The sequence below is a fragment of the Psychrobacter sp. H8-1 genome (assembly GCF_904846575.1).
Taxonomy (GTDB): domain Bacteria; phylum Pseudomonadota; class Gammaproteobacteria; order Pseudomonadales; family Moraxellaceae; genus Psychrobacter; species Psychrobacter fulvigenes.
Genome location: NZ_CAJHBG010000001.1, coordinates 819,941 through 831,433, shown reverse-complemented (window position 1 = coordinate 831,433; position 11,493 = coordinate 819,941). Strand labels below are relative to the sequence as shown.

General features: G+C 44.0%; 10 protein-coding genes. 3 read left to right on the top strand and 7 right to left on the bottom strand.

Annotated features, from left to right (window positions below; all coding sequences use genetic code 11):
• Positions 1-13 precede the first annotated feature (13 nt).
• Entirely contained in the window at positions 14-352 is a 339-nt protein-coding gene (fdx, locus tag JMY01_RS03545) for an ISC system 2Fe-2S type ferredoxin (RefSeq protein ID WP_201574250.1), read from the top strand.
• Between the two features lie 136 nt (positions 353-488).
• Here the strand turns inward: fdx and JMY01_RS03540 are convergent, their stop codons facing one another.
• Both JMY01_RS03540 and mfd read right to left on the bottom strand, forming a co-directional pair.
• Positions 489-920 carry an HIT domain-containing protein gene (locus JMY01_RS03540; protein ID WP_201574249.1) on the bottom strand — a complete coding sequence of 144 codons (432 nt, stop codon included), beginning with the start codon at positions 918-920 and terminating at the stop codon, positions 489-491.
• Between the two features lie 296 nt (positions 921-1,216).
• Positions 1,217-4,957 carry a transcription-repair coupling factor gene (mfd, locus tag JMY01_RS03535; protein WP_201577157.1) on the bottom strand — a complete coding sequence of 1,247 codons (3,741 nt, stop codon included), beginning with the start codon at positions 4,955-4,957 and terminating at the stop codon, positions 1,217-1,219.
• A gap of 369 nt (positions 4,958-5,326) precedes the next feature.
• On the opposite strand from mfd, the gene JMY01_RS03530 reads away from it, so the two are divergent.
• Positions 5,327-6,541: an IS256 family transposase gene (locus JMY01_RS03530; protein ID WP_201574248.1), complete on the top strand. Its 1,215-nt coding sequence runs from the start codon at positions 5,327-5,329 to the stop codon at positions 6,539-6,541.
• Between the two features lie 45 nt (positions 6,542-6,586).
• Here the strand turns inward: JMY01_RS03530 and rraA are convergent, their stop codons facing one another.
• Together rraA and JMY01_RS03520 are read right to left on the bottom strand one after the other, a co-directional pair.
• On the bottom strand, positions 6,587-7,105 hold the full coding sequence (rraA, locus tag JMY01_RS03525) for a ribonuclease E activity regulator RraA (RefSeq protein ID WP_201577153.1): 519 nt from the start codon (positions 7,103-7,105) through the stop codon (positions 6,587-6,589).
• A 114-nt stretch (positions 7,106-7,219) separates the two neighbouring features.
• On the bottom strand, positions 7,220-7,921 hold the full coding sequence (locus JMY01_RS03520) for an NAD-dependent epimerase/dehydratase family protein (protein WP_201574247.1): 702 nt from the start codon (positions 7,919-7,921) through the stop codon (positions 7,220-7,222).
• A 552-nt stretch (positions 7,922-8,473) separates the two neighbouring features.
• Between JMY01_RS03520 and rpsT the strand changes: the two genes are divergently transcribed.
• Entirely contained in the window at positions 8,474-8,740 is a 267-nt protein-coding gene (gene rpsT / locus JMY01_RS03515; RefSeq protein ID WP_201574246.1) for a 30S ribosomal protein S20, read from the top strand.
• 94 nt (positions 8,741-8,834) lie between these two features.
• Here rpsT and JMY01_RS03510 read toward each other — a convergent pair whose 3' ends face one another.
• From JMY01_RS03510 to pyrF, 3 genes are all read right to left on the bottom strand, one after another.
• Entirely contained in the window at positions 8,835-9,674 is an 840-nt protein-coding gene (locus JMY01_RS03510; protein ID WP_201574245.1) for a histidine phosphatase family protein, read from the bottom strand.
• Positions 9,675-9,781: 107 nt separating this feature from the next.
• On the bottom strand, positions 9,782-10,576 hold the full coding sequence (locus JMY01_RS03505; RefSeq protein ID WP_201574244.1) for a metallophosphoesterase: 795 nt from the start codon (positions 10,574-10,576) through the stop codon (positions 9,782-9,784).
• Between the two features lie 142 nt (positions 10,577-10,718).
• Positions 10,719-11,420 carry an orotidine-5'-phosphate decarboxylase gene (gene pyrF, locus JMY01_RS03500; RefSeq protein ID WP_201574243.1) on the bottom strand — a complete coding sequence of 234 codons (702 nt, stop codon included), beginning with the start codon at positions 11,418-11,420 and terminating at the stop codon, positions 10,719-10,721.
• Between the last annotated feature and the right edge of the window lie 73 nt (positions 11,421-11,493).

Genomic DNA, 11,493 nt, shown 5'->3' with positions numbered 1-11,493 from the left:
GGACAAATAATTTATGCCAAAGATTACCGTATTACCTCATCATGAAATTTGCCCTGAAGGCACTGAAGTCGAGCTAGAAGCTGGCCAGAACTTATGTAAAGCACTACTAGAAAAAGGCATCAAAATTGAACATGCTTGTGAGATGTCAAAAGCATGTACCACCTGTCATGTGGTCGTACGTAAAGGCTTTAATAGTTTGGATGAGATGGATGATATCGAAGCTGACTTACTTGATCGTGCTTGGGGCTTGGAGCCTGATTCACGCTTGTCCTGTCAGGTTATGCTGGAAGATGAAGACTTAACCATCGAGATTCCTAAATATACGCTCAACCATGCAAAAGAAAACCATTAATGTAAAACTGCTTAGATCTTGCTAATAAGCTTGAATAAGCCGTTCATAAAAAAGCCAGCTATTAAGTAGCTGGCTTTTTCGTGTGTGAATATCTAATGTCTGGACATCTGGCTATTACTGTTACTGTTACTCTTATTTACATCTGCCAATCAAATGGCATCTGATGATGACCACGCAGCGCCATCATCAGTGTCTGCTGCATCTGTGACAATACTGCTGGCGTATACGGAATAGCAGGGACACCCCATACTGGGTTTGGCCACTGCATATCGTTTTGATAACGTACAATGTGATGAAAATGCAATTGTGGCACCTGATTTCCTAGTGCTGCGACATTCATCTTGTCTGCTTGAAAAGTTTTCGCAAGTTGGCTTGATAACCAGCTTGACTCACGTAAAAACTGCGCCTGATCAGATTCAGAAAGCTCATACAGCTCTTTGATGCCTGAGACGCGTGGCACCAATATCAACCAAGGAAACTGGCAATCATTAATCAAACGACACGTCGATAATGGAAAATCGCCCACCAAAAAACTATCAGCGGCAAGCTTAGGATGCAGTTGGAACATAATGAAGGCTTCTCTTGTTATAGAACATCAATAAAATAAAAGGAGGTAGAAGTTACTAAAATCTAAAATATATATTGCCACTATTTTATCAGTTATCTACGAGATAAAATAGCAACATTAGCCATTCACTAAAAGCTAATTGAGTTATGCCGTTTCACCCACCATATAGTCAGCTGAATGTAAAATTGTTATGGATTTAAACGCGCTACTGGTATAAATTTTACTTGCGTGCTGCGTACCCAGAGGCTGCGCAACTGTACTTCAAAAGATAGCATCCCAGTAGCGCTATGACATTTTTAGAGTGTATCGACTATATGCTCACTAAAATAGCGCAGTAGCTCTTGAATGACCGTTACTCGCTGTTGGGCAGTCTGTAGCTTATCCGCATCGCTATAGCGAATACCTGACGCGCCATTCATACGATAACGCTGACCATCAGATTGAATCAACTTAATAATCGCTAACGCATCGACTGGCGTATCGGGGGCAAACTCTAACGTCATACTATTGCTATTGGCATCTATTTTATTAATCTTCAGCGGCTCCGCTTGGAGGCGCAGTCCATGAATGGCAAAAAGCTGCTTGGTTTGATCTGGCAGAGTACCAAAACGATCTATCATTTCAGTACGAATATCCGTTAATGCCTCTTTATCATCGGCATTGCTAATGCGTTTATAAAATAACAAACGCTGGTGTACATCGTGCAAATACTCTTCTGGTATCAATGCTGAGCTATGTAGATTAATCTCACTGGTCAGCGATAATGGTGTATTTAAATCCGGCTCTTTACCCGCTTTGATCGCCTTAGTAGCACGCTCAAGCATGTCCATATACAAGCTAAAACCAATGGCCTGCATATTACCACTTTGCTGCTTGCCGAGTATTTCACCTGCCCCGCGAATCTCTAAATCTTCGCTTGCCAGCATAAAGCCTGCACCCAAGGTATTGGCACGCTCAATGGCATGGAGACGACGCTTGGCATCACCTTTAAGGCCTTTAATAGATGGCACAAGTAAGTAACAATAGGCCTGATGATGGCTACGACCGACACGACCACGCAGCTGATGCAGCTGAGCAAGACCAAACTTGTCAGCGCGCTCAATAATAATGGTATTGGCATTGGGTACATCAATACCGGTTTCAATAATCGTCGTACAGACTAAGACATTAAACTTTTTATGATAAAACTGCTGCATGATCTGTTCAAGTTGCCGCTCCTGCATTTGTCCATGCGCGACCCCTACTCGAGCTTCTGGCACCAGCTCACGAATTGTTTCTGCCATACGCTCAATGCTCGCCACATCATTATGCAATAAATAGACCTGTCCACCGCGTAGTAGTTCACGCAAGATGGCCTCTTTCATCAAGGCTTGCGTCTTTTGCATGACAAAGGTCTTGATGGCGAGACGGCGGGCCGGCGGCGTAGCAATGATAGACATATCGCGCATACCAGATAGCGCCATGTTCAGAGTACGCGGAATCGGCGTCGCTGTCATTGACAGGCTATCTACATTGGTCTGAATAGCTTTGATACGCTCTTTATGGCGTACCCCAAAGCGATGCTCCTCATCAACCACCATCAAACCTAAATTGGCAAATTTAACGTCTTCTTGCAGCAGCTTATGCGTTCCAATCACGATATCCACTTTCCCAGCAGCCAGATCTGCCAGTACCGTCTGCTGATGTTTTTTGCCGCCGAAGCGTGATAAGGTCTCGATACGTACTGGCCAATCGGCAAAACGATCGCGAAAGTTATCTTCGTGCTGCCCTGCCAGTAACGTCGTCGGCACCAGCACCGCCACTTGATAGCCAGCGCTGACCGCAATAAAGGCGGCGCGCATCGCCACTTCCGTCTTACCAAAGCCCACATCGCCACAGATGAGTCGATCCATAGGCTGGTTTTGCTTCATATCATGCATCACAGCATGAATCGCATTGGCCTGATCTGGTGTCTCTTCATAGGCAAATTGGCTGGCAAACAGCTCATACTGTGAGAGTTCAATTTTAAAATGAATACCCACCTTGGCTTCACGTCTGGCCTGCATATGCAGGAGCTCAGCCGCGACATCGTGAATTTGCTCTAGTGCCTTTTGTTTGGCTTTGTCCCATTTACCACTACCAATCTTATGCAGCGGTGCCAATGCAGGATCGCCACCACTATAGCGGCTAATCAATTGCAAATTCGCCACTGGTACATAAATACTGGCATCGTCAGCGTATTTTAGATGAATAAACTCCTGTTCACCATCACCGACATCTAAGGTAATAAGGCCATTATAACGACCAATACCATGTTCAATATGGACAATTGGACTGCCCTCAGTCATCTCTGTGACGCTTTTGACTAAGAACTCTTCTGACACCCCACTCTGCCGACGACGGCGCGTTTGTAGCACTTGACGACCAAACAGCTGCGTCTCACTAATCAGCACCAAACGTTCGGGTACATAAACGCCGCGCTCAATAGGCGCAACAGTTAAGCCAACATGGGGTAAAGTATTATGCTGTGCAGCTTTATGCGCATGATCTATCGCTAAAAAATCTTCAAAACTGCTATAAGCCTTGATATCAATCTTGCCCTTGAACAGCTCTATTAATATCTCACGGCGACCAGCAGTCTCAGCGACGATCAGCACTGGTGTACCTGTCTGCGCTTGCAGCTCCAAGAATGCTAGCAATTCAGCCAAAGGCTCAGCTTTTTGATGGTTGACGGATAGCTGTGGCGGTACAAGCGCACTTAGCGTGACTAGGCCTTGCTGTTTGTTTGAAGTCGTTTTCAATTGTGGTTGTGACTGTTGTTCTAATGACATGTCCTCACTATCAGTTGCAGCGACATCAATTGCAGCAACGTCGGTCATTGTAGCCAGCTCATCACGCGCACTTAAAATCACGCGCGGATAACGGTTGAGCTGTTCATTCAGCGCATTTGATAACAGATACAACCATTCGGGAGCGACAATAGGCTTATCAAGGTCATGACGACGCTCTTCATAGCGGCGCTGGATCTGCGACCAATAGTCGGCCTGTTTTTCACTAATTAATTCATCAGTGATAAATAAAGCATCGCTTGGCAAGTAGGAGAATAAAGTGCTTTCTGCCTCCCAGTCCTTTAAATCAAAAAACAGCGGCTGATAATACTCAAGACCACTACTGGCAATACCTGCCATCACGTCTTTATGCAGCTCAAGTTTACGACTGCTGGCATTAGGAAACATCTCAGCAAAGTTGGTACGAAAGATCTCACGGCCTTCTTCTAGCGGAAACTCTTTTGCGGGTAATATTTGAAACTGGGTAATAGGCTTAGAGATGTCTGGCAGTTTGTGCAGTAGGGATAGCGATTCTTGCCCCATACTCTGATCATTATTTGCAATCAATGCTTTGAGGTCATCTTCGGTCAAGGTACGCTGAGTCTGCGGATGAAAAAAACGAATGGTCTCGATCTCATCATCAAACAAATCTAAGCGCAATGGGAATGGCTGCCCCATCGCAAAAATATCAATGATGCTACCACGTACTGCAAACTCGCCTGGTTCAAACACATTTTCAACGGCTCGATAACCCGCTTTTGCCAGTAGTTCGCGCTGAGTGTTGATATCAAAGGTGTCACCCACGCTGAGATCAAAGTGTTGACCAATCACCCAACTGGGCGGTGCAACACGCTGCATGAGCGTCTGTACAGATATGAGCAAGACCCCTGACGTTGGCATATCAGTAAGCAGGTTAATACGCTCACTGACAATATCCTGATGCGGTGAGAGCTCATCATAGGTCAAGGTTTCCCAATCGGGAAACACGTAAGCATCGACACCGCAAAACGCCAGTTCAGTCTCTATCTGATTGAGTTGGTTCTGATCACGAGTTACCACGACTTTTAATCGATCCGCAACCTTCCATAACGGCTCATCAACCAAACTTGCTAGCCACAAGCTACTGACTGCACCATGGACAGGTGCAAGCCAACGCTTCTGAGTATCCTTAATAGGAAACAGCTGCTGATTAATAGGGGCAAATGCGTCAGTCAAAGCAGTGATAGGCATAGCAGATAGAATCAAGGTTAGGAAACAGAAGGCTATTATACGAGCATTTTGACCATTGACCAAACCAATGCCGTAACGGTTTGTCAATATCCACAAAAAAACCTATTACAGGCTCAATTTGCATCGTATTTATAAAGTAAATTAAAATATGTTGTTAGGGCATGCCTTTAATTCAATCGAAAGATACCTAAATGGGCTAAAAATGATAGAGGCTTGCACTTTTGAATTTTAAAAACCAAAAGCCCCAGTCTTTACCTGTAACCCAGTAGCAGACTGAGGATTTTATATAAACGTAGTACTTATGACAAACAGAGGGAGTTTCCTAAAAACTGTGTAACTGCTTATAATCCCCTAACAGGAGAATAAGCAATGACTACTCAATCTGACATTAAAAAACTGGCCGAGCAAATGGCTGGTAGCATGAACAGCTTTGATGACATCAAAGACTTCCAAAAGCAGCTCATGCAATCCTTTATCGACACTGCCCTTGAAGCTGAGATGGAAGACCATCTCGGCTATCCCAAGCATGAAAAGGCGGATAAACCTAATAAGCGTAACGGGCACACTAAAAAGACCGTCCGCAGTGACACAGGCGAGCTTGAAATCTCTACCCCAAGAGACCGTGATAGCAGCTTTGAGCCTGTACTCGTTAGTAAGCATCAAACCCGTATTAGTGGCCTTGATGACAAGATCATCTTCCTTTACGCCAAGGGTCAAACCACCACTGAGATCGTAGAGAGCATTAAAGAGCTCTACGATGTCGATATCTCCAGTAGCTTAGTTTCAAGAGTCACCGATAATATCTTAGACGACATCACCGCTTGGCAGAACCGGCCACTGAGCAGTGTTTATCCTATCGTCTATTTAGACTGCATCGTCGTCAAAGTACGTCAAGACAAGCAGATCATCAACAAAGCCATTTACTTAGCCCTAGGTGTTGCTCTTAACGGTAAAAAAGAGCTGCTTGGCATGTGGCTCTCAGAGAATGAAGGCGCTAAGTTCTGGCTGGGCGTACTCACTGAGCTACAAAACCGCGGGGTACAAGATATCCTCATTGCCTGTGTCGACGGCTTAAAGGGCTTCCCTGATGCCATTAACACCGTCTATCCAAAGGCACAGGTTCAGCTGTGTATCGTACACATGGTGCGTTACTCAATGAAGTTCGTACCGTGGACGGATAAAAAGGCCGTAGCGGCTGATTTAAAAGCCATCTACGGTGCGGATACGCTTGAGATAGCAGAGGCCAATCTTGAGCACTTTGATGAGACTTGGGGTAAGGATTACCCGCACGTGGTTAAGTCTTGGCGCAATAACTGGGAGGGCCTAACGGTGTTCTTTGGCTACCCTAAAGACATCAGAAAAGTGATTTATACCACCAATGCGATAGAGTCGCTAAACAGTGTGATTCGGACGGCAGTGAATAAGCGTAAGGTGTTCCCATCTGATCAGGCAGCATTCAAAGTGGTGTACTTAGCCACCCAGCAGGCGTCTAAAAAGTGGTCGATGCCAATCCGTAACTGGACGTCTGCTCTGAATCGTTTTATGATTATGTTTGATGACCGTATCAGTAAGCATTTAATCTAAATGGCAGTTACACAGAATCTGGGATGGGCTCCAAACAGAAGTCTATTAAGCGGTTAAAGGCTTGTCGCTTGCGATAATACCATTGTTATCCGCATAGACAAACATACCAGAAGTCAGAGTTAAGTCACCAAAGCTAATCTCTAAATCAGTCTGACCTTCGTCACGGCGGGTAGATTTGCGCGGGATACAGCCTAACGCCATCACCCCGATATCCATCTCTGCCATGTCGTCAACATCACGTACACAGCCATAAACTATGACACCTGCCCAACCATTATCAATCGCTGACTGCGCAATCATATCTCCTAGTAGCGCACAACGCATAGAACCACCACCATCAACGACCAGCACCTTGCCTTCGCCATTTGTGTCCTTGCCATCGCTATTGAGCAATGCCTTAACTCGGCTATTATCTTCAAAGCACTTTACCGTCACAATCTCGCCACAAAACTTGTCTTTAGCGCCGAAACTATGAAACGATTTGCCTTCGATATTAGGTAAGCAAACTTGTGACTCAGGATTGGCGTCCAATAAATCACAGGTTACGAAGTTTTCTTTGGTCATTGCTGTCGATTCTGACATGGCTCTACACTCCTTGTTGAAGGTTGTTTATCTTCTCTGTTTTACTTAGGCTATTTTTAATGATATGAAATACTGGTTAGTTATTTTTATCTTATCTCAATTTTTTACCCGCGTCATTGCCAGCATTTGTTTATTTTCGATAATGTCTGTCGTATTTGGCACGGTTGCTTTACGAAATTTACTACGCTCATACACCTCATGCGCAGCCATTGCCATCGCGATTGCCACACGTTTGGCAGAAATAGGATGCAAGCGTAACGACTCAGAAACCAACGGAGAGATAAGCTGAAAAGCTTTTTGGCTGATACTCTCGAGCGGTCGGCCTTTGTGTTTTCCCAATAACAATGAAGGGCGAAAAATTACCAACTGCTCAAAGCCTAACGCCATGATTGATTGCTCGGTTTCTGCCTTGACTTGATTATACAAAAACCGGCTGTCTTTATCGGCATTCATCGAAGACAACAAAAAGAAGTTCTTAACCCCTTTGTCATGGCATAGCTTGGCAAAGCTCACGTTGTAATCATGATCCACTTTTCGAAAGGCTTCATCACTACCTGCTTGCTTTCTAGTAGTACCAAGACAACTAAACGCATCCGTTGAGCGATCGACACCCACACTGGCAAACACTTCTGCTAAGTTATCAAAATCGTTGACTTGATAAAAACGCATACTGGTGTTGATATAGCGCGGTGGACGCCGTGCAATCACAATTAAAGTGTCATAAATCTCACTAAGCTGCTTGATAAGATGCTGTCCTACCAATCCTGTCGCGCCAATTACAATCGCTTTTCGCTGCATACCTTGTCCGTCTTCTTTTAGTTTTAGTCTTAAAATAAAACATCGTCTTCAAATATTGCGTATTACACGGCTATCAATCATTTTAAACACTGCATATTTTAAGTATGATATATATGTATGGCCTTTATTCTGTCTTACTTTTAAAACATACCATTAGGCTATCATACCTAAGTTAGAGTATGACAGAGGCGATTAATCAATAATTTATTGTAAGAGATTTTATCATAGCGATTGGCATCAACCGACCAGCAGCTGGTGACAATTTGCTGATTCTACGAATAACCAAGCCTAATCAAAACTTCTTTACGCATTAGCCGTCAAATATATTGTCCTTAGTGCAATAATTTGCTAAGATGTTCGGCTTTACACGTCAACGCTATTTAATTATTCCAAATGGCTTTGACGCTTGCGATGATCTCTTGATATTAGATACCTTAATATTAGACATCGACATCATGTTTGACGAGACGGCTGCTCGTCACCGATGATTGTTAAACCTATTATTGCAACCAACATTCATATTTTTATCTGTCTTTCATAAAGGAGATACGCGTGGCTAATACTGCACAAGCTCGTAAACGCGCCCGTCAAAACACCAAACGTCGCCAAGAATCTGCGTCACAACGCTCAATGGTTCGTACTTATTTAAAGCGTGTTGATGCGGCTATCGAAGCAAAAGATTATGACTCAGCTACCGAAGCTTTCAAAAAAGCGGTACCTGTTCTAGATCGTATGGCTGACAAAGGCGTTATTCATAAGAATAAAGCCGCTCGTCGTAAGAGCCGCTTAAACAAAGCTATCAAAGGCTTACAAGCTTAAGATTTGCTGCGCTCACATTACGTGCTAGCGAAAACCTTGTCCCTGTGACAAGGTTTTTTTATGCTTGTTCAAAAAGATAAATTTAATACAAACCTTATGTCCATTTGACCTCTGGTGGCAATAAGAGTTTATTGGGATGAAACCCTGACAAGCGATAGCCCTCTAATAAGCTGTTAATCGGACGCACATAGACCTCACCGCGCCAAACAAAATACGCACTAGCCTGCTCAAACGGTTTATCATCGAACCACAAAAACACCCCTTCCATCATCTTTGGCCAGTCATTCCAATCAATCTCGATGACATCGAGCATGACTGCCAAAAAGGCAGACAGTAACGTATCATGGCTAACTGCTAGCATTAAATGACCCTGCTGCGGCTGATTTTGGTAAAAAAGTGATAAAAGATCTAGACCACCCTGATAGGCATTCTTGGTACCTTCAAGGTTTCCTTGCAAAAAACGATTGATAAAATTAAGTACACCAATCTCTTTAAACACTGGATTGGCAATATCAGGCTCTGTCACTAAGCTACCAGGCTCTACCAATAGCGACTGATGCTCAATATGCCGCTGTAGACCAGCACCCTCTTGCATCAGCTGCGCGGTATCTATACAACGTCCGATAGGGCTTGAGATGCTGTCTACGTTGAGTGAGTATGGCAAATGACCTGCCAGCCAGCGTCCCCATGATTGTGCTAATACGCGGCCTTTTGGCGTCAGTGGCAGCTGATAACTGGCAAAGCCATTACCGTCAGAGCGCTCACGCAAGGAGTGTCTGGTAAATAAAATAAGACGCTTATCAGTCGGTAACAAGCTGACCGAGGAGATCATACTGTCAGGTAGGTGCGCAGGTGCTGGCGCAATTGGATTTTTGGTCACAGGGGCAGCATCAGTCTGTCGTTTGGATATATTAGAATCAGGTAGTTTACTCATGGCAGCTAGCGTAGCAGAATTTTTGTCTTAAGTGAAAGAAATACAAATTGAGTAACGATATAAATTCTAAGCTTACAATGTCCTAATATTTGAATTCCAAAAAAGCATTAGATTTCAATCACTTTATTCCATGCAAACTCTATTTCAGTACTACTGACCTCATTTGGATAAGCACGAGGATTCACAATCACACGCGTGTTATGAATTTGATAATCAAATGCCTCATGCGTATGTCCATGTACCCAAAGCGTAGGCGCCCACGGCTCATGCATCCAAGCACTAAAGTCGCTTACAAAAGCGGCATTACTTGGCAAGTTAGCATACTTCTCAGACACAGATAATGGGCTGATACTATGATGACTCATTACCACTGTTTTTTTACCAAGCGTTTTTGCCGTTATCAATGCTTGTCGTAACCATTGACGCTGCTTGGCATGGATTTTCATCGATACTTCAGGTGAAAAAAGATCACTCCCCGCATAAATCTGCTTATAGTCACGCATAAAACGCCTAGCGATCACCATCGTATCTTCATGAGCTTGGTATTGATAATCCGTCCATAGCGTACAGCCTAAGATACGTATATCACCGATATCAATATGCTGACACTGTAAAAATCGCACACCTTGCCCAGAGGCTTCATTATAATTGTCCCAAGTCGCCAGTTTTTGATCAAAATGCAGCACATCTTCACTAAAATACTCATGGTTGCCAGCGATAGTGATAATTGGCACTTGCAATCTTGCCGCCTGCTCCTGCAGCCACGGCATACCACTATCACTGTTGGCAGTATCCCCTGCTACGAGCACCAAGTCCGCATCTGTCTTGGGGATATGCCCCATCGGATGCGACTGACGAGCATAGCTATCGATGTGTAAATCGCTTAAAATCTGTAATTTCATACTATTCAATACAACCAAAAAATGTCAATAAATAGAAAACAGTGTAACACTTAGCTTTGCGCAGTTAAAAAGTAAAAAAGACAACTCAGGTGAGCTGTCTTTTTTATTATATTTCAAAAATAGATATTCCGTTTTACTCTTGTTAAATACCTTGCAAAATTTTATGTAGCTTTGCAGTAGGGTCTGGCGCTTGAGTAATAGAGCGACCGATGACCAGATAATCTGCGCCATCTTCTAAAGCCTGCTTTGGCGTGCAGATACGCTTCTGATCATCCGCATTGTCTTCAGGTAAGCGGATACCAGGAGTAATCAGTTTGAAGTCATGACCGCACAGCTCTTTTAGCGCCTTTGCTTCTTGAGCAGAGCAAACGACACCATCAAGACCTGACTGCTTCGTGAGCTGCGCTAAACGGCTCACTTGCGACTCTAGGCTATCAGTGATACCAATCTGAGGTAATACATCTTCGGTCATAGAGGTGAGCACTGTAACGGCTATTAGTAGCGTCTCATAGCCACCTGCTACTAATCGCTCCTTCGCTAGTGACATCGCTGCACTACCCGCGCTGGCGTGCACGTTCACCATCCACACACCAAGCTCAGCCGCTGCTAATACTGCTTGAGCAGTGGTATTAGGAATATCATGAAATTTTAGATCTAAAAACACCTCAAACTGACGCTGATGCAAAGCCTTTACAATCTCAGGGCCTGAGCGCGTAAACAGCTCTTTACCTACTTTTAGACGGCACAAGGTAGGATCTAGAGTATCAGCTAATGAGAGTGCCGCATCCATCGTATTATTGTCTAAGGCAACAATAACAGGGGAAGTCATGGTTTTTTTATTCATGGTTTTTTTTACTTTGTATCAGAATTATAGAAATATTATATATAAGGGTTTTCTAGCAATGGTCTGACCCATC

Excerpts from the sequence above, each read along its gene's own strand:
- rraA (WP_201577153.1), bottom strand. The coding sequence starts at position 7,105 with ATGACCAAAGAAAACTTCGTAACCTGTGATTTATTGGACGCCAATCCT.
- JMY01_RS03505 (WP_201574244.1), bottom strand. The coding sequence starts at position 10,576 with ATGAAATTACAGATTTTAAGCGATTTACACATCGATAGCTATGCTCGT.
- JMY01_RS03540 (WP_201574249.1), bottom strand. The coding sequence starts at position 920 with ATGTTCCAACTGCATCCTAAGCTTGCCGCTGATAGTTTTTTGGTGGGC.
- pyrF (WP_201574243.1), bottom strand. The coding sequence starts at position 11,420 with ATGAATAAAAAAACCATGACTTCCCCTGTTATTGTTGCCTTAGACAAT.
- mfd (WP_201577157.1), bottom strand. The coding sequence starts at position 4,957 with ATGCCTATCACTGCTTTGACTGACGCATTTGCCCCTATTAATCAGCAG.
- fdx (WP_201574250.1), top strand. The coding sequence starts at position 14 with ATGCCAAAGATTACCGTATTACCTCATCATGAAATTTGCCCTGAAGGC.
- JMY01_RS03530 (WP_201574248.1), top strand. The coding sequence starts at position 5,327 with ATGACTACTCAATCTGACATTAAAAAACTGGCCGAGCAAATGGCTGGT.
- JMY01_RS03520 (WP_201574247.1), bottom strand. The coding sequence starts at position 7,921 with ATGCAGCGAAAAGCGATTGTAATTGGCGCGACAGGATTGGTAGGACAG.
- JMY01_RS03510 (WP_201574245.1), bottom strand. The coding sequence starts at position 9,674 with ATGAGTAAACTACCTGATTCTAATATATCCAAACGACAGACTGATGCT.